We start from the raw sequence: 20,023 nt of genomic DNA, 5'->3' as shown, positions 1-20,023 counted from the left end.
GACCGCATTGGGAGACATGTCGCATCCCCTACGGTGTGGGAAATGCCCGGAAGAACGTCCGGGACCGCGTGGGCACCGTTCGGGACGCGATGGTTGGGGGAGAGTAGTCCGTGGCGACCGAGACCCGGACCACCCAAGGCGCTCCGCCGCCGGGTGGCGTATCGTTTTCCCTCAGCGACCCGACGTTCCGCGCTATCGTCTACCAGATCCTGGTGGTCGGCGCGGTCGTCCTGGTCGGCTGGTTCCTGATTTCCAACACGCTCGACAACCTCGCGCGGCGCTCGATCGCGACCGGTTACGATTTCCTGGAGCGTGAAGCGGCCTTCGGCATCGGCGAATCGCTGATCGACTATTCGCCGAAGGACAGCTATGGCCGAGCCTTTCTGGTCGGCGTGCTGAACACGCTGAAGGTGTCGATCATCGGCGTCATCCTGGCGACCATCATCGGCACGATCATCGGCGTCGCCCGCCTGTCCAGCAATTGGCTGATCGCCAAGCTCGCCTCGACCTTTGTCGAGATCGTCCGCAACATCCCGCCGCTGCTGCAGCTGTTCTTCTGGTACGCGCTGGTGTCGGAAAGCCTGCCGCCCGTGCGACAGGCCCTCAATCCGCTTCCGGGCGTATTCCTGTCGCAGCGCGGCCTGCGCGTACCGGTTCCGGCGGCCGATCCAGTCTGGATCAACATGGGCATCGCCCTGCTGGTCGCCATCGTCGCCGCCTGGGGCGTGTCGCGCTGGGCCAAGGCGCGGCAGGCGCGGACCGGCCAGCCCTTCCCCACCGGCTCGACCGGGTTGGGGCTGATCGTCGGATTGCCGCTGCTGACCTGGATCGCCGGCGGCGCGCCGATGGCAATGGATGTGCCGAAGCTGGCGGGCTTCAACTTCGCCGGCGGCGCCGCCATCTCGCCCGAGTTCTTCGCCATCCTGACCGGCTTGACCATCTACACCTCCGCCTTCATCGCCGAGGTGGTGCGCAGCGGCATCACGGCGGTCAACTGGGGGCAGACGGAGGCTGCGCGTGCGCTCGGCCTGCCCAGCGGTCCGACGCTGCGCCTCGTCATCCTGCCGCAGGCGCTGCGGGTGATCGTGCCGCCGCTGACCAGCCAGTATCTGAACCTGACCAAGAACAGCTCGCTGGCGCTGGCCATCGGCTATCCGGATCTGGTGTCGATCGCCAACACGACCTTGAACCAGACCGGTCAGGCGATCGAAGGCGTGACGATGATCATGGGCACCTATCTGGTCATCAGCCTCAGCATCTCGATCTTCATGAACTGGTACAACAAGCGCATCGCGCTGGTGGAGCGGTAACGGCCATGACCGACAACGTGCAAAGCGTCGGCCTGCCGGACGAGCGTCCGCCGGCCAACACCGTCGGCCCCCTCGCGTGGCTGCGGAACAACCTGTTCAACACCTGGTACAACGCCATCCTGACGCTGCTGGTGCTGGCGCTTCTGGCGTCGGCTGTCCCGCCCTTCGTCAATTGGCTGCTGATCCGGGCCCATGGCTTCGATGCCGCTTCCACGGTCTGCCGGCAGGATGCGGGCGGTGCCTGCTGGGGCTTCATCAGCGAGAAGCTGCGCTTCATCATGTTCGGGATGTTCCCGTGGGATGAACAGTGGCGCCCGCTGGTGACGATCTGCGTCATCATCACGCTTCTGGTCGTCAGCTGCGACCGCCGGTTCTGGAAGCCCTGGCTCGGGCTGATCTGGGCCGCCGGGTTGGGGCTGGTCGCCTTGCTGATGTGGGGTGGCGTGTTCGGCCTGACCTATGTCGAGAACACGCTGTGGGGCGGACTGCCGCTGACCCTCATCCTGTCGGTGATCGGGCTGGCCGTGGCCTTCCCGGTGGCGATCCTGCTGGCGCTCGGCCGGCGGTCGAACATGCCGGCGGTGAAGGTGCTGTGCGTCACCTACATCGAGCTGATCCGCGGCGTGCCGCTGATCAGCCTGCTGTTCATGGCATCGGTTATGCTGCCGCTGTTCCTGCCCAACGGCGTGTCGATCGACAAGCTGCTGCGCGCGCAGATCGCCTTCATCATGTTCGCCGCCGCCTATATGGCCGAAGCCATCCGTGGCGGCCTGCAGGCGATTCCCAAGGGCCAGTACGAGGCCGCGGATGGGCTGGGGCTGTCCTATTGGCAGAAGATGCGCAAGATCATCCTGCCGCAGGCGCTGGCCGTCGCCATTCCGCCGCTGGTGAACACCTTCATCAGCTTCTTCAAGGACACCTCTCTGGTCATCATCATCGGGCTGTACGACCTGCTCGGCACCGCGAAGGCCGCGCTGTCCGATCCGTCCTGGCGCGGTTTCTACCGCGAGGCCTATCTGTTCATCGGCGTGATCTATTGGGTCTTCTGCTACAGCATGTCCAAATACAGCCAGAAGCTGGAACGCGATCTCAATCGCGGCCACCGCCGTTAGACCCACGCCGTCAAGGAGAACACGACTATGTCCCAGGCCATGTCCCAGGGCACCGCCAAGGCCAAGCACGTCCTCAGCGGCGAGGAAATCATCCGCTGCACGGGCGTCAACAAATGGTATGGCGAGTTCCACGTCCTGAAGAACATCAACCTCAGCGTCCAGAAAGGTGAGCGTATCGTCGTCTGCGGCCCGTCGGGTTCCGGCAAATCGACGATGATCCGCTGCCTGAACCGGCTCGAGGAGCACCAGAAGGGCAGCATCGTCATCGATGGGATCGAGCTGACCAACAATCTGAAGAACATCGAGCTGGTCCGGCGCGAGGTCGGCATGGTGTTCCAGCACTTCAACCTGTTCCCGCACCTGACGGTTCTTGAGAACTGCACGCTCGCCCCGATCTGGGTCCGCAAGAAGCCGAAGGCCGAAGCGGAAGAGATCGCCATGAGCTATCTGAAGCGGGTGCGCATCGCCGAACAGGCCCACAAGTACCCCGGCCAGCTTTCGGGCGGCCAGCAGCAGCGCGTCGCCATCGCGCGGTCGCTGTGCATGAGCCCGAAGGTGATGCTGTTCGACGAGCCGACCTCCGCCCTCGACCCCGAAATGGTCAAGGAGGTGCTGGACGTCATGATCGGTCTGGCCGAGGATGGCATGACCATGCTCTGCGTCACGCACGAGATGGGCTTCGCCAAGTCGGTCGCCGACCGCGTCATCTTCATGGACCGCGGCGAGATCGTCGAGCAGGACACTCCGGACAATTTCTTCTCGAATCCGAAGTCGGACCGCACGCGCCTCTTCCTCAGCCAGATCCTGAACCACTGATCCAGGCGGCGGACCGGCGGTTCCTTCCGGTCCGCCATTTGGAAACAAAACACCTCGACTTATGGTGCGCGGCGCAATGTCCTGTGGCGCCGCACACCGGTTTGCGGTTCAATCGGTCGCCTGACGTGGTGTTCGACCGAATCGCTAACGGAGACCGAGGTTATGGACCTGCTCAGCCCCCGTCCCAGCGTTGGCCAGATCAAGCCGTACCGTCCCGTTCGCCCGCCCCGCGACGGCCGCCGGTGGATCGACCTGTCCCTGACCCACAATCCGCTTGGACCCAGCCCGCTCGCGCTGGATGCCTACTGCGAAGCGGCGGCCCGGATCCATTGCTACCCCGACTGGGATCAGGATCCGCTGCGCCACGCCATCGCCCGCCGCCATTCCATCGACGCCGACCATATCGTCTGCACCGCAGGATCGGAGGAGATGATCCATCTGGTCGCCCAGGCCTTCGCCGGTCCCGGTGACGAGGTGCTGTGCCATGAGCGCGGGTATCGAGGCTTCCTCAAGGCGATTCGTGCCAGCGGGGCGACCGCGGTCATCGCGGCGGAGCGCGACATGGTGGTGGATGTGGATGCGATGATAGACCGCGCCACCGACCGCACCAGGATCTGCTTCCTCGCCAATCCGAACAATCCGACCGGAACCTACATCCCGGCCGACGCGGTGCAGCGGCTGCGCGCCGGTCTGCCGTCCCACACGCTTCTGGTGCTGGATTCCGCCTATGCGGACTATTGCCGGATGCCGGATTACAGCGACGGGACGGAGATTGTCGAAAACTCCGACAATGTGCTGCTGATCCGCACCTTTTCGAAGATGCACGGGTTGGCCGGGCTGCGGGTGGGCTGGGGCTATGGCCCTGCTACGGTGATCGAGGCGGTGAATGCCATTCGCGGCGCCTTCAACGTCTCGCTCCCCGCCCAGTTGACCGCCGCCGCCGCACTCAGCGACGCGGAGCATGAGGAGGCGACCTTCGTCCACAACGCGCAATGGCTACCCTGGCTCTCACGCGAGTTGGAGCGGGTGGGTCTGCGTGTCTATCCCAGCGTCTGCAACTTCGTGTTGGCCCGTGTGCCGACCGATCCGTCGCTGGGTACTCAGGCGGTGATCGACCATCTTGCCCGCCGCGGCATCCTGGTGAAGCCGGTCGCCGACTATGGGCTCTCCGACTGCCTACGCATCACCGTCGGCCGCGAGGAGGAGAACAAGGCGCTGATCGTGGCGCTGGCAGAAATCCTCGGGTGAGGACCCGAACGGAAAGGTATGGGGTGGGAGCGGGATATTCGCCGCTTTTGATGCAGATCAACGAACGGTATATCCGGTTCGGGATAAGGTCCGTCTTGTCTCTAACCCTCCCTGTATCACTGGACCGGAGCATCCGCATGGATGTCTCCGGTTTTTCTTTGCGGCGAGGACTGTCGCCCAAAAGTGCCGCTCCGTTGACATGCATCAACGCGGCAGGCCGGGCGAGGGCGTAAACCTGTGGCTGTCTCTAACCCTCCCTGTTTCACAGGAGGCTCCGGTTCCGGTGCCTCCTGTTTTTTTGTCCGCGCTCAAGCTGGAGTCAGGATGGCGGACGGGAGCGGTTCCAGCGCAGGATCAGCCCAAGCAGCGACAGCGGCACCACCACCACGGCGCCGATCAGGATATAGGGCAAGGCCCAGCCGCCTGCTTCGACCAACAATGCTGCGATATCCTGAACCGTCTGCCAGCTGTTGGTCAGGATGTTGGCCGGGTTGATGTTCAGAAACGACAGCACGAAGCCGACGACGAAGCACAGCACCAGCGTCCGAATGATCCAGCCCACCAAGGCCTCATCTCCCGTTCGTCACGGCGGAGCTTCCGCCTCGCCCGAAGAAACACGCCGGCCCACGACCGAGTTCCGGCATCCCGCGGTAGATGGGGCGGGGTGGACTGGGTGGTCAAGGGGGTGTGGTGTGGCAGGCCCCTTCCTCCCCCGCTTCAAGCGGGAGAGGGAATGTTGGCAATGCGAGGGCCTGCTCCCTCTCCCGCCGACAGGCGGGGGAGAATTGGGGAGGGGGCAAACGCCGCTTCAGCCTCATCCTGCCAGCGGCACATGCTCCCCGGCGCTGCGCGGCAGGATGCCGTCCAGACGCGGGTCGCGCACCTCGCGGGCGACGTGCCGGGTGGGGACGAAGCCCATGCTCTGGTAGAGCGGCAGTGCTTTCGGGTGGTCGAAGGTGCATGTGTTCACGACGAGCCTCGATGCACCGCCTTCCCATGCCTTGCGGATGGCGGTGTCGAGCAGCCAAGGGCCGAGCTTGTGGCCGATGAAGTCGGGGATCAGGCCGAAATAGGCCAGATCGGTTTCGCTCGTCCGCCGGTCCAGTTCGGCGAAGCCGGCGGGCGTGCCGTCGACATAGAGCACCCAGACCTCCACCAGCGGGTCGAGTATCGAGCGCTCCAGCTCCTTGCGCGGCATGCGGCGGCGTTCGTGCCACAGCCAGGGCTCGCCCACCGTGTCGTAGAGATAGCGGTAGAAGGACCAGGTCGGCGGATTCGCCCGCAGCAGCGACAGGTTGCCTTTCGGCTGGCGCACCGGCTCACGGGCCGGCGGGGCCGTCATCTGAAGATAGGAGACGATCACCGGCAGATGGCCCGGCCGGCTGGCGGCGGGAAGGTCGGGGCGGGTCAGGGAGAAGGGTTGGTCAGCCATTTTTGCATCAACGTCGAGGGTGGTTTGGCGTAGCCGAGGTGCTCGTAGAATGCCAGCACCCGTTCATTGGTGCTTCTGACCAGAAGTTGAACCTTCGGCATCCCGGTGGCCGACAGCCAGCCTTCGGCTTCTGCGAGCATGCGGCGGCCCAGGCCCTCACCCTGATGGGCGGGGGCGACCGCGAGGTAATAGATCCACCCGCGGTGTCCATCCTGGCCAACCATGGCCGTCGCGACGATCCGGTCGTCGAGACAAAGAGCGAGGACCGTCGAATTCAGCTTCGACAGTGCCAGTGCAAAATCAGCCGCCGGATCGTTCCACGGCACCACCAGTCCGCAGTCGGTCCACAGCGCCACGACGGCGTCGCGGTCTTCCGCGCGGCATGGTCGGACGGTGACGGAATTGGTCACGGCTGCCGCGTTTCTGCTTCGCGCGGTCCGGTTTCCAGCGGCAGATCCTCCCGCAGGCCCCATTCGGCCCAGGAGCCGTCATAGATCGCCACGTCCGGTTTGCCGGCTGTGGCGAGGCCCAGCGCGATGACGCAGGCGGTGATGCCGCTGCCGCAGGAGGCGACCACCGGCCGGTCGAGGTCCAGCCCGGCGGCTCGCGCCTTGGCGGCGATGGCGTCCGGCGGCAGCAGGGTCTTGGCTTCCGCGTCGATCAGGTCGGTGTGGGGAAGATTGAAGCTGCCTGGAATCCGGCCACTGCGCCGGCCCGGCCAGGGCTCCCCCACCGCGCCTTCGAATCGCGGCTGGGCGCGGGCGTCGGTGACCTGATCGGCCTTCGCGTCGATGTTGGCGAGCACCTGATCGGCGCTGCGGATCAGCTCCGGACGTTTGCGCGCGGTGAAGACCGCCGGTTCGGCCGGAGCGGGTTCGCCCGACTCGGTCGTGCGTCCTTCCGTCAGCCATTTCGGCATCCCGCCGTCCAGAACCGCCACCCGGTCGAAGCCGAACAGACGGAACAGCCACCAGACGCGCGCCGCGGCGGTCGCCATGCCGGCGGTGTCGTACACCACCACCGTGTCACCGTCGCCGATGCCCAACGCGCCGATCTTCGCGGCGAAGGTCGCCTCATCCGGGGCCATGTGCGGCAATGGATGGGTGTCCGGCGCCGCCACCTCGTCGACGTCGCACAGGCGTGCGCCGGGAATATGGGCGGCCGCGAACTCGGCCCGGATGTCGCGCTTCAAGGCTGGCATGTGCCAGGATCCGTCGAGCAGCTTCAGCCCAGGCCGGCCGAGATTTCGGGCGAGCCAGTCGGTTGAGACGACGGGGCCGGTCAGCGGATCAACGGTGCTGTCGCTCATGCTGCGGGTCCTTGAGTGGGCTCGGTGAATGGGATCAGTCCTTCAGCGCGATGATGACGCGCCGGTTCTGCTTGCCCTTGTTTTCGATCTTCGTCACCTCGATTCCGCCGATCTCGCCGGTATGGGCGACATGGGTGCCCCCGCAAGGCTGCAGATCGACGCCCTCCACGCTCAGCAGGCGCACCCGGCCGCTGCCGGTCGGCGGCTTCACCGACATGGTCCGCACCAGTTCCGGCTTCGCCGCCATTTCCTCGTCGGTGATCCATTGGGTGCCGACGGGCGTGTCGGCGGCGATCAGCCTGTTCACCGCCTCGGCGATGGCGTCCTTGTCCAGCGATTCGGCCGGGACGTTGAAATCGAGCCGGCTCTTGTCCGCACCGATCTGACCGCCGGTGACCGACCCAGGAACGACCGCGCACAGCAGGTGCAACGCAGTGTGCATCCGCATGTGGCGGTAACGGCGGTCCCAATCGATCACCGCCTCCACAGCTGTGCCGGTGGCAGGCAGCTCCTGTCCGTCCTCCGGCACATGGATGACGTCGTCGGGGCCGCCATCGCCCTTCACCGTGTCCCGGATGCGGACTTCCAGCCCGTCGAAGCGCAGGGTTCCGCTGTCGCCCGGCTGGCCGCCGCCGGTCGGGTAGAAGACGGTGCGGTCGAGCCGGATGCCGCGCTCATCCACCGCCGTGACGGTGGCGACGCAGCTGCGGGCGTAGGCGTCCTCGCGGAAAAGCGCGTCCATGTCTCCCCTGGGGCTCCCTTGGAAAGAATCAGGCCAGCCAGTCTGGCACCGGAAGATTCTTCTCACGGAGGAAGTCCGGATTGAAGAGCTTCGATTGGTAACGCTGACCCCCGTCGCACAGGATGGTCACCACGGTGTGTCCGGGGCCGAGGTCTCGCGCCACCCGCATCGCCGCGGCGATGTTGATGCCCGACGATCCACCCAGCACCAGCCCCTGGGTCTTGATCAGGTCGAAGACGATCGGCAGCGCCTCTTCATCGGGGATCTGCACCGCGTCGTCGATCGGTGCGTCTTCCAGGTTGGCGGTGATGCGGCCCTGGCCGATGCCTTCCGTGATGGAACTGCCTTCCGACTTCAGCTCGCCCTTGGTGTAGTAGCTGAACAGGGCGGCACCCATCGGGTCGGCCAGCGTGATGCGGATGTTCGGGTTCCGCTCCTTCAGTGCCAGTGCGATGCCGGCCAGCGTGCCGCCGCTGCCCACCGCGCAGGTGAAGGCGTCGATCCGGCCGCCGGTCTGCTCCCAGATCTCCGGGCCGGTGGTGGTGCGGTGGCCTTCGCGGTTGGCGGTGTTGTCGAACTGGTTGGCCCAGACGACGCCATTCGGTTCGGTCTTCGCCAGTTCCTCGGCCAGCCGGCCGGAATAGCGGACGTAATTGTCGGGGTTGGAATAGGGGACTGCCGGAACCAGGCGCAGGTCGGCGCCGATCAGCCGCAGCATGTCCTTCTTTTCCTGGCTCTGCGTCTCCGGCATCACGATGACGGTGCGATAGCCCAGCGCGTTGCCGACAAGGGCCAGGCCGATGCCGGTGTTGCCCGCAGTGCCCTCGACGATGGTGCCGCCGGGGCGCAGCAGACCACGCTGTTCGGCATCGCGGACGATGGCGAGCGCGGCGCGGTCCTTCACCGATCCACCCGGATTCAGGAACTCCGCCTTGCCCAGGATCTCGCAGCCCGTCGCCTTCGATGGGCCATCCAGGCGAATCAGCGGCGTATTGCCGATGGCGCCGATGAAGCCGTTGCGGATATCCAAGGCGGGTACTCCCAAGGTCAGATGTGGATTGCAGCCGATACTATCAGGGCTGCGGCCCGCGGATTCAAGGTAGCGGTGTGAAATGCTGCATTGAACGGATGTAGAATGTGAAAACTTGAGCGGTTTCAGGATTCCAGCCAGCGTTCGCGCAGCGAATCGCGGTGGCGGGCCAACCAGCCGATGGCGATGATGGCGACGGAGTTGCGCAGCCGGTTCTCGTCCATCATGCGGATCGCCTCATCCGCGGGCAGGGTCATGATGCGGATGTCCTCATGCTCCTCCTCCAGCCCGCCGGTTGCAGCGAGATTGCGGCTGTCGACCCGGCCGCAGAAGACGGTGACCAGTTCGGTGAAGGCGCCGGGGCTGACGTAATAGTCACAGATCCGCTCGATCTCCCGGATTTCGCAGCCGGCCTCCTCCAGCGATTCGCGGCGTGCCACCTCTTCCGGCGTCTCGCCGTCGCCGACCATGCCGGCGACGATCTCGGTCATCCAGGCTGGGCCGCCCGCCGCGGCGGAGCCGACGCGGAACTGCTCGATCATCACGACGGTGTCGCGGTCCGGGTCGTACAGCAGGACGCCCACGGCCTCGCCACGGTCGCAGACCTCGCGCGGCGGCAGCACGTCGGTCCATGTCCCGTCGAACTTCTTGTGGCGCAGGCGGTAGACGTCGATGGTGAGAAAGCCCTTGTAAGGCGTCTTCCTGTCGAGGATTTCGATATCGGGGTGATTCATGGTCGGCGCGGTCCCATGGCTGGCTGATGCCGGCAGGGTGCACCGCATGGAGGGCGCCGACAAGTGCGCGGCCGGGAGTGGCCGTCACAGCGTCGGGTTCAGCCGCAGGAACCGCACGCGGTCGGCCGACGGCACCGGCACCGGCGTCAGGGTGGCGCCGCGCATCACGTCCAGCGGGACGACCACCCCCGCCGGCCCCAGGCCCCAGAGCTTGCGGTAGAAGTCGGCCAGTCCGGCGAAACGCTGACCGCCGACTCCGACGATCCAATCGCCTGGGCGCAATCCTGCCGATTCGGCCGGGCTGCGCGGCGATACCTTCTCCACCATCAGCCGGCCCATCTCCTCCCGCAGAGTGACGCCAAGCCAGGGTCGCGCCGGCTCCTGCCGCTGCCCGTAGGCGAGCAGGTCGGCCAGGATCGGTTCCAGGGCCGAGATGGGGACGAACATGTTGCCGGGAAGGCCGCGTCCCTCCATCGCCTCCATCACCAGCAGCGACCCGATGCCGACCAGCCGGCCTTCGCGGTTCACCAGGGCGGCGCCGTTGAACGCGCGGATCGGCGGGAAGGTGAACAGAGCCTCGTCCAGCAGATATTCCCAATAGCCGGCGAACTCCCGCTTGCTGACCAGTTTCACGGCGGCGGCACCGCGGCCGTCGCCGCCACTCAGCGCCAGTAGCGTGTCGCCTTCCTTCACCGCCGACGAATCGGCCAGCCGCAGCCAGGGTGCCTGGAATCCCAGCTCGGCCCGCAGCAGGCCGAAGCCGCTGACGGGATCGTAGGCGATCATGTTGGCGGGATAGCTGCGCCCGTCGGCTGCGGTGACCTGGATCTGCGAGGCCTCCATCACCGTGTAGCCGATGGTCAGGATCAAACCGGAGCCATCGATGACGACACCGCTGCCTTCGCGCTCCGTTCCCAGGCTGCGGGCGCTCTGGCTGTCGGGCGGCACGACCGCGCGGATGCCGACGACGGAACGGACGACGCGCTCCGGGTCCAGCTGCTCCGGCTCGGCCGCCGGGGCCGGGCCGAAGGCCAGCGCGACGGCAAGAAAGAGGAAGCCGGCCGCCCAGCGCGGCGCGACCAATGTTGAAGCGACCCGCATGACGCCGCACTCCCGCGCAATGGCAGGGCCAGAAGGCACCCCCGCCGTCGCGCGGCCCTGTCCGTCGCGACTCGGGTGACACTGTCATGACATTGCGTGCGAGTCGCCACTCATCAAGCCGTCATTCGTCTTGAGCCCGGCAGAAGGCGCGGAAACATACCGGAGCCACCAGCTGTTGTCCTATGCGATGCGAAAACCATACGGAAAGGCGATACGATGCCCATCGACAGCGATCAGGACCTGGAACGGGCGGTGCAGGAGTTCCAGCGTCTGAGCGACGCGCCGGACGAGTCGGAGGAGGGACGCCGCCGAAGCGTCCTGGACGCGGACATCAAGGCGTATTACGCCAGGTGCGCCAACACGCTCCGGCCGGGAAAGCCGCCCTCCATCGGCTGAGGGGAGGGATTGCGGCGAGTGCGACGACAGGGGCGGGCAGCCATGAGAAGGAGACCGGTCCGCGATGAAGCGACTCGACACCTGCTACACCTGCCGCTTCTGGGAGGGGCAGGGGCTCCGCCAGCGCGGGCCGAAGGGGACCTGCCGGCGCTATCCGCCGGTGGTGACCCCGCGGAGCCCCGAAGGCGATTTCCCCATCACCCTGTCCACCGACTGGTGCGGGGAGTGGAAACGGGTCGCCGTCGCAGCCGGCGCCGATTCCTCCGATCCCGACGGGACCATCTACGACGATCTGGTCGAATAGCCCGAGCGTCACCTTGGATGGGGCGGGATGACCAGGACCGGCGTGTTCTCGTAGGCCTGCGGCCTGCTGTCGGTCGCCGTTCCGTGCCAATCGCCGCTGAAGGCCAGAAGGGCCAGCAGCACTGCCGCGACGAACAGCAGGATGGCAGTGACGCAATCGGTGGTCCGGACCGGTTGGTCGCCGGTGGCGGGGGACCGCCGATGGCCGGGTCCGTCGACCGGCGGTGCGGTGCGGAAGCGTTCGGACTGGAATGGCAGAAGCACGGCGAACCTCCATCGTCTGGAGACGCCCGGCCCACGACTTAGGTCCGGAATTGTTTCCAAGTCTAACGCCGTGCGGCGTTGCGCGGCATTTCGCTTCCGGCAAGTCTGGATCGTCTTTTGGGTCTAGTTCTGAGTAGAGCGGACAGCCGTCGGACCTAGCCCGGCCGCTTTAAACCGAATTCGGGTGCTGAAGGGCCACAGTCAAGCACCAATAGCCGGTAAAGAAAAAAGGCCGGATGCGCTGGGCATCCGGCCTTTTCGATCTGGCTCCCGGTGCTGGACTCGAACCAGCGACAAGCGGATTAACAGTCCGCTGCTCTACCAACTGAGCTAACCGGGATCGGTGACCGGCCTTTCGGCAGCCGCCGTTGTTGGCGTGGCGGGTGTATAGCCGAACCATTCGGCCCTGCCAAGCCAATTCCGACAGAAAGGTGCAATTATTTTTGGAGGAGGGCGAAAGGGCATTTCACCAGCGAAAACAAGGCCAAAACGCAAAAAGCCCCGCCGGAGCGGGGCTGTGGTCTGACCATCGTCTGGAGCTTTGGTCGCTGATGCGCCGATGTATCGTGAAACTGTCAGGTATGGAGGCACGGGCGGGAATCGAACCCACGTACACGGATTTGCAGTCCGCTGCATCACCACTCTGCCACCGCGCCATCCTGACCGGCACCGGCGCGCCGTCTCCGGTGCGCCCTCGGTGTGGAGCGGTGGTATAGCGGCACGGAACGGAGCGGTCAAGGCGAATGGTGACGTTTTTTGAACATCCTTTCATGTCCCGCACTGACCCGTCCTTGCGGAGCTCCCGATGCGGCCGTTCCAGGTCCGGTTTTCCGGTCTCCGGCAAACTCCGGCCCGGTCCATTGCCGGGAGCCAGGGGAATCGCATTTGAGAAAAGAGGGTAGCGCGGCGAGCTGAAATGGATTCAGTAGGGAGGCTCTGTTGGTCAGAGAAGGAGCCCCCGATGTCGTGGTACGCCAAGGTGTTTGCCGCTTTACCGGACCCTCGCACGGGGAATGCCAAGCGGCACGACCTCCTGGAGGTTCTCACGATCGCGCTGACGGCGTCGATCTGCGGGGCTGAGAGCTGTTCGGACTTTGCCGATTTTGCGGTGGACCGGGAGGCTTTGTTCCGGGACTTCCTGCGTCTGGAGAACGGGATTCCGAGCCACGACACATTCTCGCGGATCTTCCGGCTTCTCGATCCGGCCGCCTTTGCGGCGTGCTTCGGGCGGTTTCTGGACGAGTTGGGGACGGCAGGCGCGGGCGTGCTCGCCATCGACGGCAAGACGCTACGCCGCTCCTTCGACGACGCGGCGCGCGCCAACCCGCTGGCAGTGGTCACGGCGTTCGCCTCGGCCACGCGCGTGGTGGTGGGCCAGCAGAGCTTCCGGGTGGCCGAGGGCGACAGCGAGATCGTGGCGGCGCGGGCCTTGCTGGGATGCATGGACCTGACGGGATGGCTGGTGACCGCCGACGCCATCCATTGCCAAATGGACACCGCGCGCATCATTCGCGACCAAGGGGGCGACTACCTTCTGCGGCTCAAGGCCAACCACCCCGCCCTGCATGGCATGGTGGTGGACTATTTCGCCGATCCGCTGACGCTGGCCGAATTGAATACGTACGAAACCACCGATGCCGATCACGGCCGTATCGAGACCCGCCGGGCTTGGGTCAGCCATGACCTGAGTTGGCTGCGCGGTCCCAAGTCGGCTTGCTCGGAACCGGCTCTGCTCCCCGACATGGCCTGCCTGGGCATGATCGAGGCCGCCGTCGAACGCAATGGCAAAACCACCGTCACCCGCCACTATCACCTCGCCTCGCGACCGCTTGGCGCCGAAGAGTACCTCAACGCCGCTCGGGCACACTGGTCGGTGGAGAACGGCCTCCACTGGGTTCTCGACGTTACCTTCGACGAGGACCGCGCCAGAAACCGCAAGGATCACGGCCCGGAAAACCTCGCTACCCTGCGCAAACTCGCCCTCAACGTCCTCAACCGCGCCCGCCCCGACGTCTCCGTCCGCCGCAAGCGCAAACGCTCAGGATGGTCCGACGACTTCGCCAGATCCATCCTTGGGCAAATGCGATAACCCTGTGCCGGGAGCCCTGTGGCGTTGTGTTCGCCCGGCCTTTGCGGCTATATACCGCCATGGCAGGAAGCCGTCCGCTGTTCGGCTTGGTGCCGGTGTCGTCACAACACATCAATAAGCGACCGCCATGACCGATTTCGCCGCCGCACGCTATTTCATGGTCGAGGGACAGATCCGCCCCAACAAGGTGACCGATCATCGTCTCGTCGATGTCCTGTCGGAGCTTCCCCGCGAAGCCTTCGTTCCTCCGTCGGCGCGCGGCGTCGCTTATGTCGACGACGATCTTCCCATCGGCAAGGGCCGCTTCCTGCTGGAACCGATGGTGTTTGCCCGCATGCTGCAGGCGGTCGGTGTGCAGGAGACCGAGCGGGTACTCGACGTCGGTGCCGCCGGCGGCTATTCCACCGCGGTTCTCGCCCGTCTGGCTTCTTCCGTGACCGGTCTCGACTGCGACGAAGATCTGACCGCCGCCGCGACCGCGGCGTTGGCCGGGCAGGGCATCGCCAACGCCAAGGCCGTCACCGGCCCGCTGGCGGAGGGATATGCCCAAAACGCCCCTTACGATGTCATCGTCGTCGAAGGTACCGTGCCGGAGGTGCCGGCCGCGCTGACCGAACAGCTGGCCGAAGGCGGGCGCCTCGTCGCGGTGGTTCAGGGCAGTGGCAGCGTCGGAGAGGTCCGGCTGTTCCAGCGCACCGCTGGAATCGTGTCCAGCCGCATCCTGTTCGAAGCCAAGCCGCATGCGCTGCCGGGCTTCGAAAAGAAAGCGTCTTTCGTGTTCTGACCGGTTTTGCCGGTTGGATAGGTCTTGAACTGAACGGTGCAGTTTACCTCTGCGTGGTTCTGCGCTACCGTCGCCGCCATCCTTGCACGAAAGTGAGCACCCATGGCCGCACCGTTTGAGATCGAGGTGGAAGAACTGGACCGTCGCCGGAAGGCCGGCGATGCGATGGTCGTCCTCGACGTGCGCGAACCGTGGGAGTTCGCGCTGTGCGCCATCGACGGCAGCCTGCACATTCCGATGAACGGGCTTCCCGGCCGGGTGGACGAGCTGCCGAAAGACCGCGACGTCGTCGTCGTGTGCCATCACGGTGGGCGCAGCGCGCAGGTCACCATGTGGCTGCGTTCCAAGGGCTTCGACCGTGCCATCAATCTCGATGGCGGCGTCGATGCGTGGGCGCGCCGAATCGACCCGAACATGAAGGTCTACTGAACATGACCGTGCGAAGCCGTTTTGCGCGCCGCTGGCTGCTGGCGACGGCCCTGACCCTGACCGCCACCATGGGCACAGCAGTGACCGGCGGTGGTACGGCCCAGGCGCAGTCCCTCGAACAGGCCCTCGCCCAGGCCTATGCGAACAACCCGACGATCGGCGCCCAGCGCGCCCGCCTGCGCGCCGTCGACGAAGGCGTGCCTCAGGCGTTGTCCGGTTACCGGCCGACAGCGCGGGTCACCGCCGGCATCACGCGCTCGATGGGCGATTCCAAGTTCGACGGCGGTTCGACGGGATCCGAGTCCAACGCGAAGAGCGTTGGAGTCACTGCGACACAGCCGGTCTACGACGCCACCGTCGCCCCTGCCGTGCGCCGCGCCGAACGGCTGGTCGAGGCGCAGCGCGCAACGCTGATCGCGTCGGAACAGTCGGTGCTGCTCGCCGCCGCCCAGGCCTATCTGGACATTGTCCAGAACCAGGCCATCCTGCAGTTGCAGACCAACAACGAGCAGGTGCTTCGCCGCCAGCTGGACGCCGCCCGCGACCGCTTCCGCGTCGGTGAATATACCCGCACCGACGTCAGCCAATCCGAGTCGCGCCTGTCGGCGGCAATTGCGTCGAAGATCTCGGCCGAAGGCACGCTTCGCGCCTCCCGCGCGACCTATGAGCGTCTGGTTGGATCGGCCCCCGGCGAACTGAGGGCTCCCAAGCCGTCCTTCCGCCTGCCCAAGAACCTGGATGAGCTGGTCGAGTTGGCGCGCGCCAACAATCCCAACGTCCTGTCGGCCTCCTACACCGAGGCCGCGCAGCGCGAGGCGGTGGATCAGCAGTATGGCCGCCTGTTGCCGTCGGTGAATCTGTCGGCCAGCGGAACCCGCACCTACGATCCGGGCCGCTCGTCCGGCGTCGAGGTGAACCGCTCCGACAGCGCGCAGATCACCGCCCAGGTGACCATCCCGCTCTATCAGGCAGGACAGCCGGAAGCGCTGGTCCGCGAGGCCAAGCAGACGGCCAACCAGGCCCGCCTGCAGATCGAGGAGACCCGCCGTCAGGTGACCGAGTCGGCTGTCAGCGCCTGGCAGTCCCTGCAGACCGCGCGCGCCAGCATTGAATCCTACTCGGCGCAGATCAAGGCGGCGCAGATCGCCCTGGAGGGCGTCCGTCAGGAGGCTCAGGTCGGGTCGCGCACCGTTCTGGACGTGCTGAACCAAGAGCAGGAACTGCTGAACGCCCGCGTCTTCCTGGTTCGTGCCCAGCACGACGAGATGGTCGCGGCCTTCAATGTTCTGTCGGCCAGTGGACAATTGACGGCCGACCGGCTCAATCTGCCGGTCGAGAAATACGACCCGCAGGCGAATTACGACAAGACGCGGGGCAAGTGGTTCGGAACTTCGGTGACGGAATGAACGAAGCGGCCCGCGAAAGCGGGCCGTTTTTGTATTATGGCTTTTTTGTCAGGCCTGCCCTAGGTTTGGGTCAGATTGACGTCTTGGGTTGCCACGATGAGCGATAAGGGCCAGCAAGAACCTTCGATGGAGGAAATCCTCGCCTCCATCCGGCGGATCATTTCCGAGGACGGCGAGCCGGCCAAGTCGGAAACCCAGGCGCCTTCGCCGCCTCCTCCGCCTCCTCCGCCTCCGCCGCCGCCCCCTCCTCCCCCTCCGATGGTGGAGGAGGACGACGACGTTCTGGAACTGACCCAGATGGTGGAGGATGAGCCCGACGAGCGCCCGGACTTCGGTCAGCCGGACCCCGATCCCTGGCCCGACGAGCCTGCCTTCCCGGAACCTCCTCCAGCCCCTCCGCCTCCGCCCCGCTGGGAGGAGCCGGACCCCGATCCCATGCCGCCGCCGCGTCCGGCGCGTCGCCCGATGCCGGTCTTCGATGAGTTCGAGGATGACGAGCCGCCGCCCCCGCCGCGTCCGCGCCGGCGCCCGATGGAGGTGGATGACGGGCTGATCTCCCGCCGGACGGCGGAGGATGCCTCGCATCACCTGACCCATCTGGCGCGCGAGCTGGGCGACGACCTGTCCATCGGCCCGATGCCCATCGGCATCCGCACGGTGGAGGAGGTGGTGCGCGAACTGCTGAAGCCGCTGTTGAAGGAGTGGCTGGACGAGAACCTGCCTACGGTCGTCGAGCGGCTGGTGCAGCAGGAGATCGACCGCATGATCAGACGGTCGCAGAAGTTCTGATCCTGCCCTTCTTGGACCCCGCCTCTTTGAGCCCTGGTTGAGACGTTCCTAGCGAAAGTTCGTGGTGATGTTGGAAAAGACGTACCGGCCCGCCGAGGTCGAGGAGAAGCACTACCGCCTGTGGGAAGAGTCTGGGGCCTTCGCCGCCCAGCCGCAGGGGAACGGCAAGCCCTACACCATCATGATGCCGCCGCCGAACGTCACCGGCAGCCTGCACATGGGCCATGCGCTGACCTTCACCATTCAGGACGTGCTGACCCGCTACAACCGCATGCGCGGCCGCGACGCGCTGTGGCAGCCGGGCACCGACCATGCCGGCATCGCCACCCAGATGGTGGTGGAGCGCAATCTGGCGAAGGAGGGCAAGACCCGCCACGATTTCGGCCGCGACGCCTTCATCGACAAGGTGTGGGAATGGAAGGCCGAGTCGGGCGGCACCATCACCCGCCAGCTGCGCCGCCTGGGCGCCTCGCCGGATTGGCCGCGCGAACGTTTCACCATGGACGAAGGGCTGAGCCGCGCCGTCCGCAAGGTGTTCGTCGAACTGCACCGTCAGGGGCTGATCTACAAGGACAAGCGGCTGGTCAACTGGGACCCGAAGCTGCACACCGCCATCTCCGACCTCGAGGTCGAGCAGAAGGAGATCAAGGGCAACCTCTGGCACTTCCGCTACCCCATCGACGGGGAGGAGGGGCGCTACATCGTGGTCGCCACCACCCGTCCGGAGACCATGCTGGGCGACACCGGCGTCGCGGTGCATCCGGAGGATGAGCGCTACAAGGACCTGATCGGCAAAATGGTCTGCCTGCCGCTGGTCGGCCGGCTGATTCCGATCGTCGGCGACGAGTATGCCGATCCGGAAACCGGGTCGGGCGCGGTGAAGATCACCCCGGCCCACGACTTCAACGACTTCGAGGTCGGCAAGCGTTGCGGGCTCGAGCAGATCAACATCATGGACCGCGATGCCCGGCTGAACGACAATGTTCCCGAGGCCTATCGCGGGCTGGATCGTTACGAGGCGCGCAAGCGGGTCGTCGCCGAACTGGAAGCGCTGGAGCTTCTGGAGAAGATCGAGCCGCACACCCACATGGTCCCGCACGGCGACCGCTCCGGCGTCGCCATCGAGCCGTGGCTGACCGACCAGTGGTATGTCGACGCCGCGACGCTGGCCAAGCCGGCCATCGAGGCGGTGGAGACCGGCAAGACGGTGTTCGTGCCCAAGCAGTGGGAAAACACCTATTTCGAATGGATGCGCAACATCCAGCCCTGGTGCATCAGCCGCCAGATCTGGTGGGGCCATCAGATTCCGGCCTGGTACGGCCCGGACGGCACCTTCTTCGTCGAGGAGACGGAGGAGGAGGCGCGTGCCGCCGCGACCAAGCATTATGGCAAGGATGTCGAGCTTACGCGCGATGCAGACGTGCTCGATACCTGGTTCTCATCGGCGCTGTGGCCGTTCTCGACTCTCGGCTGGCCTGACCAGACGCCGGAGCTGGATCGCTATTACCCGACCGACGTGCTGGTGACCGGCTTCGACATCATCTTCTTCTGGGTCGCCCGGATGATGATGATGGGCCTGCACTTCATGAAGGATGTGCCTTTCCGCACCGTCTACATCCATGCCCTCGTCCGCGACGAGAAGGGGCAGAAGATGTCGAAGTCGAAGGGCAACGTCATCGACCCGCTGGAGATCATCGACCAGTACGGCACCGATGCGCTGCGCTTCACCCTGTCGGCGATGGCCGCCCAGGGCCGCGACATCAAGCTGGCGGTGAACCGGGTCGAGGGCTACCGCAACTTCGCCACCAAGCTGTGGAACGCCGCTCGCTATTGCCAGATGAACGGCTGCGAGCCGGTCGCCGGCTACAAGCCGGTTGGCCTGACGCAGACGGTGAACCGCTGGATCGTCGGCGCTCTGGCCGATGCGGCGAAGAAGGTCGCCGAGTCGATCGACGCCTACAAGTTCAACGAGGCCGCCGGTGCCGCCTACCAGTTCACCTGGGGCACCTTCTGCGACTGGTACATGGAGTTCACCAAGCCGATCCTGGCCGGCACGGACGAGGCGGCAAAGGCCGAGACTCGGGCGACGACCGCCTGGGTGCTCGACCAGATCCTGCACATCCTGCACCCGCTGATGCCCTTCATCACCGAGGAGTTGTGGGAGCAGCTGTCGCCGGCCCGTGCCAACCGCCTGATCTCGGCGGAATGGCCGGAGTTCGCCGCCGACATGGTCGATCCGGCCGCGCGTGACGAGATGGATTGGGTGGTGCGGCTGATCACCTCGGTCCGCTCCATGCGGTCGGAGATGAACGTCCCGCCGGCGGCGCAGATCGAGCTGAAGCTGAAGGATCCGAACGCGGTCAGCCTGCAACGGCTCGACACCCACCGCGACCTGATCCTGCGCATGGCCCGCCTGTCGAGTGCCGAGCCGCTGCAGGGCGACGTGCCGAAGAGCAGCGTGCAGGCGGTGCTGGACGAGACCACGCTGGTGCTGCCGCTGGAAGGCATCGTCGATCTCGACAAGGAGAAGGCACGCCTGTCCAAGGAGATCGACAAGCTGACCGGCGAGATCAAGAAGATCGACGCCAAGCTGTCGAACGAGCAGTTCGTCGCCAAGGCTCCGGAAGAGGTGATCGAGGAGCAGCGCGACCGCCGCGAGGCCGCCGATCAGGCACGCGACAAGCTGCAGAAGGCGCTGGAGATGCTGGCCGGCTGATCGTCTGCGGGCG

21 protein-coding genes and 2 tRNA genes are annotated in these 20,023 nt (G+C 65.8%); 12 read left to right on the top strand and 11 right to left on the bottom strand.

Annotated features, from left to right (window positions below; genetic code table 11):
• The first annotated feature begins 110 nt into the window (after positions 1 to 110).
• The 4 genes from A6A40_RS06770 (at position 111) to A6A40_RS06755 (ending at position 4,486) form a co-directional block, all read left to right on the top strand.
• Complete coding sequence (locus A6A40_RS06770; protein ID WP_063634718.1) at positions 111 to 1,310, top strand: amino acid ABC transporter permease; 1,200 nt, start codon at positions 111 to 113, stop codon at positions 1,308 to 1,310.
• Positions 1,311 to 1,315: 5 nt separating this feature from the next.
• Complete coding sequence (locus tag A6A40_RS06765; RefSeq protein ID WP_063634717.1) at positions 1,316 to 2,422, top strand: amino acid ABC transporter permease; 1,107 nt, start codon at positions 1,316 to 1,318, stop codon at positions 2,420 to 2,422.
• Positions 2,423 to 2,449: 27 nt separating this feature from the next.
• Complete coding sequence (locus A6A40_RS06760) at positions 2,450 to 3,238, top strand: amino acid ABC transporter ATP-binding protein (RefSeq protein ID WP_063634716.1); 789 nt, start codon at positions 2,450 to 2,452, stop codon at positions 3,236 to 3,238.
• 162 nt (positions 3,239 to 3,400) lie between these two features.
• Positions 3,401 to 4,486 carry a pyridoxal phosphate-dependent aminotransferase gene (locus A6A40_RS06755; protein WP_063634715.1) on the top strand — a complete coding sequence of 362 codons (1,086 nt, stop codon included), beginning with the start codon at positions 3,401 to 3,403 and terminating at the stop codon, positions 4,484 to 4,486.
• Positions 4,487 to 4,805: 319 nt separating this feature from the next.
• On the opposite strand, the gene A6A40_RS06750 is transcribed toward A6A40_RS06755, so the two are convergent.
• The 8 genes from A6A40_RS06750 to A6A40_RS06715 all read right to left on the bottom strand — a co-directional run bounded on the left by A6A40_RS06750 (position 4,806) and on the right by A6A40_RS06715 (position 10,834).
• Positions 4,806 to 5,048 carry a hypothetical protein gene (locus A6A40_RS06750; RefSeq protein WP_236783757.1) on the bottom strand — a complete coding sequence of 81 codons (243 nt, stop codon included), beginning with the start codon at positions 5,046 to 5,048 and terminating at the stop codon, positions 4,806 to 4,808.
• Positions 5,049 to 5,300: 252 nt separating this feature from the next.
• Positions 5,301 to 5,918, bottom strand: a complete 618-nt coding sequence (locus tag A6A40_RS06745; RefSeq protein ID WP_063634714.1) for a GNAT family N-acetyltransferase — start codon at positions 5,916 to 5,918, stop codon at positions 5,301 to 5,303.
• A complete protein-coding gene (locus A6A40_RS06740) occupies positions 5,894 to 6,328 on the bottom strand; it encodes a GNAT family acetyltransferase (RefSeq protein WP_063634713.1) in 435 nt (144 codons plus the stop codon). Before A6A40_RS06740 ends, A6A40_RS06745 begins: the two co-directional genes overlap by 25 nt.
• Positions 6,325 to 7,227 carry a rhodanese-like domain-containing protein gene (locus A6A40_RS06735; RefSeq protein WP_063634712.1) on the bottom strand — a complete coding sequence of 301 codons (903 nt, stop codon included), beginning with the start codon at positions 7,225 to 7,227 and terminating at the stop codon, positions 6,325 to 6,327. The genes A6A40_RS06740 and A6A40_RS06735 overlap by 4 nt, the downstream gene beginning before the upstream one ends.
• A 34-nt stretch (positions 7,228 to 7,261) precedes the next feature.
• Entirely contained in the window at positions 7,262 to 7,969 is a 708-nt protein-coding gene (locus tag A6A40_RS06730) for an alanyl-tRNA editing protein (protein WP_063634711.1), read from the bottom strand.
• Between the two features lie 28 nt (positions 7,970 to 7,997).
• Positions 7,998 to 8,999 carry a cysteine synthase A gene (locus A6A40_RS06725; protein ID WP_063634710.1) on the bottom strand — a complete coding sequence of 334 codons (1,002 nt, stop codon included), beginning with the start codon at positions 8,997 to 8,999 and terminating at the stop codon, positions 7,998 to 8,000.
• A gap of 125 nt (positions 9,000 to 9,124) precedes the next feature.
• On the bottom strand, positions 9,125 to 9,733 hold the full coding sequence (locus A6A40_RS06720; RefSeq protein WP_063634709.1) for an NUDIX domain-containing protein: 609 nt from the start codon (positions 9,731 to 9,733) through the stop codon (positions 9,125 to 9,127).
• Positions 9,734 to 9,817: 84 nt separating this feature from the next.
• Entirely contained in the window at positions 9,818 to 10,834 is a 1,017-nt protein-coding gene (locus A6A40_RS06715) for a S1C family serine protease (RefSeq protein WP_082860747.1), read from the bottom strand.
• A 216-nt stretch (positions 10,835 to 11,050) separates the two neighbouring features.
• On the opposite strand from A6A40_RS06715, the gene A6A40_RS06710 reads away from it, so the two are divergent.
• The gene (locus A6A40_RS06710) at positions 11,051 to 11,230 is read left to right on the top strand and encodes a hypothetical protein (RefSeq protein WP_063634708.1); all 180 of its coding nucleotides are present in this window, start codon (positions 11,051 to 11,053) and stop codon (positions 11,228 to 11,230) included.
• Between the two features lie 64 nt (positions 11,231 to 11,294).
• Positions 11,295 to 11,534, top strand: coding sequence for a hypothetical protein (locus tag A6A40_RS06705; RefSeq protein WP_063634707.1), 240 nt, complete (start codon positions 11,295 to 11,297; stop codon positions 11,532 to 11,534).
• Positions 11,535 to 11,542: 8 nt separating this feature from the next.
• On the opposite strand, the gene A6A40_RS06700 is transcribed toward A6A40_RS06705, so the two are convergent.
• From A6A40_RS06700 to A6A40_RS06690, 3 genes are all read right to left on the bottom strand, one after another.
• Positions 11,543 to 11,797, bottom strand: a complete 255-nt coding sequence (locus tag A6A40_RS06700) for a hypothetical protein (protein WP_063634706.1) — start codon at positions 11,795 to 11,797, stop codon at positions 11,543 to 11,545.
• A gap of 264 nt (positions 11,798 to 12,061) precedes the next feature.
• Positions 12,062 to 12,137 (bottom strand) — tRNA-Asn (locus A6A40_RS06695).
• 242 nt (positions 12,138 to 12,379) lie between these two features.
• Positions 12,380 to 12,453 (bottom strand) — tRNA-Cys (locus tag A6A40_RS06690).
• A gap of 305 nt (positions 12,454 to 12,758) precedes the next feature.
• On the opposite strand from A6A40_RS06690, the gene A6A40_RS06685 reads away from it, so the two are divergent.
• From A6A40_RS06685 to A6A40_RS06660, 6 genes are all read left to right on the top strand, one after another.
• A complete protein-coding gene (locus tag A6A40_RS06685) occupies positions 12,759 to 13,886 on the top strand; it encodes an ISAs1 family transposase (RefSeq protein WP_063634705.1) in 1,128 nt (375 codons plus the stop codon).
• Between the two features lie 127 nt (positions 13,887 to 14,013).
• The gene (locus tag A6A40_RS06680) at positions 14,014 to 14,670 is read left to right on the top strand and encodes a protein-L-isoaspartate O-methyltransferase family protein (protein WP_063634704.1); all 657 of its coding nucleotides are present in this window, start codon (positions 14,014 to 14,016) and stop codon (positions 14,668 to 14,670) included.
• Between the two features lie 102 nt (positions 14,671 to 14,772).
• Complete coding sequence (locus A6A40_RS06675) at positions 14,773 to 15,099, top strand: rhodanese-like domain-containing protein (protein ID WP_063634703.1); 327 nt, start codon at positions 14,773 to 14,775, stop codon at positions 15,097 to 15,099.
• A 2-nt stretch (positions 15,100 to 15,101) separates the two neighbouring features.
• The gene (locus tag A6A40_RS06670; RefSeq protein WP_063634702.1) at positions 15,102 to 16,505 is read left to right on the top strand and encodes a TolC family outer membrane protein; all 1,404 of its coding nucleotides are present in this window, start codon (positions 15,102 to 15,104) and stop codon (positions 16,503 to 16,505) included.
• A 96-nt stretch (positions 16,506 to 16,601) separates the two neighbouring features.
• Positions 16,602 to 17,294 carry a DUF2497 domain-containing protein gene (locus A6A40_RS06665; protein ID WP_108546638.1) on the top strand — a complete coding sequence of 231 codons (693 nt, stop codon included), beginning with the start codon at positions 16,602 to 16,604 and terminating at the stop codon, positions 17,292 to 17,294.
• Between the two features lie 67 nt (positions 17,295 to 17,361).
• On the top strand, positions 17,362 to 20,010 hold the full coding sequence (locus tag A6A40_RS06660) for a valine--tRNA ligase (protein WP_174718511.1): 2,649 nt from the start codon (positions 17,362 to 17,364) through the stop codon (positions 20,008 to 20,010).
• Positions 20,011 to 20,023: the final 13 nt, after the last annotated feature.

This window comes from Azospirillum humicireducens (genome assembly GCF_001639105.2).
GTDB classification, from domain to species: Bacteria; Pseudomonadota; Alphaproteobacteria; order Azospirillales; family Azospirillaceae; genus Azospirillum; species Azospirillum humicireducens.
The sequence above is the reverse complement of the archived record's forward strand: the minus strand, read 5'-3'. Positions and strand labels throughout refer to the sequence as shown.

What these genes read in the sequence shown, in the direction of transcription:
- A6A40_RS06765 (WP_063634717.1), top strand. Translation starts at nt 1,316, where the DNA reads ATGACCGACAACGTGCAAAGCGTCGGCCTGCCGGACGAGCGTCCGCCG.
- A6A40_RS06760 (WP_063634716.1), top strand. Translation starts at nt 2,450, where the DNA reads ATGTCCCAGGCCATGTCCCAGGGCACCGCCAAGGCCAAGCACGTCCTC.
- A6A40_RS06755 (WP_063634715.1), top strand. Translation starts at nt 3,401, where the DNA reads ATGGACCTGCTCAGCCCCCGTCCCAGCGTTGGCCAGATCAAGCCGTAC.
- A6A40_RS06745 (WP_063634714.1), bottom strand. Translation starts at nt 5,918, where the DNA reads ATGGCTGACCAACCCTTCTCCCTGACCCGCCCCGACCTTCCCGCCGCC.
- A6A40_RS06735 (WP_063634712.1), bottom strand. Translation starts at nt 7,227, where the DNA reads ATGAGCGACAGCACCGTTGATCCGCTGACCGGCCCCGTCGTCTCAACC.
- A6A40_RS06730 (WP_063634711.1), bottom strand. Translation starts at nt 7,969, where the DNA reads ATGGACGCGCTTTTCCGCGAGGACGCCTACGCCCGCAGCTGCGTCGCC.
- A6A40_RS06720 (WP_063634709.1), bottom strand. Translation starts at nt 9,733, where the DNA reads ATGAATCACCCCGATATCGAAATCCTCGACAGGAAGACGCCTTACAAG.
- A6A40_RS06715 (WP_082860747.1), bottom strand. Translation starts at nt 10,834, where the DNA reads ATGCGGGTCGCTTCAACATTGGTCGCGCCGCGCTGGGCGGCCGGCTTC.
- A6A40_RS06710 (WP_063634708.1), top strand. Translation starts at nt 11,051, where the DNA reads ATGCCCATCGACAGCGATCAGGACCTGGAACGGGCGGTGCAGGAGTTC.
- A6A40_RS06705 (WP_063634707.1), top strand. Translation starts at nt 11,295, where the DNA reads ATGAAGCGACTCGACACCTGCTACACCTGCCGCTTCTGGGAGGGGCAG.
- A6A40_RS06685 (WP_063634705.1), top strand. Translation starts at nt 12,759, where the DNA reads ATGTCGTGGTACGCCAAGGTGTTTGCCGCTTTACCGGACCCTCGCACG.
- A6A40_RS06680 (WP_063634704.1), top strand. Translation starts at nt 14,014, where the DNA reads ATGACCGATTTCGCCGCCGCACGCTATTTCATGGTCGAGGGACAGATC.
- A6A40_RS06675 (WP_063634703.1), top strand. Translation starts at nt 14,773, where the DNA reads ATGGCCGCACCGTTTGAGATCGAGGTGGAAGAACTGGACCGTCGCCGG.
- A6A40_RS06670 (WP_063634702.1), top strand. Translation starts at nt 15,102, where the DNA reads ATGACCGTGCGAAGCCGTTTTGCGCGCCGCTGGCTGCTGGCGACGGCC.
- A6A40_RS06665 (WP_108546638.1), top strand. Translation starts at nt 16,602, where the DNA reads ATGAGCGATAAGGGCCAGCAAGAACCTTCGATGGAGGAAATCCTCGCC.
- A6A40_RS06660 (WP_174718511.1), top strand. Translation starts at nt 17,362, where the DNA reads ATGTTGGAAAAGACGTACCGGCCCGCCGAGGTCGAGGAGAAGCACTAC.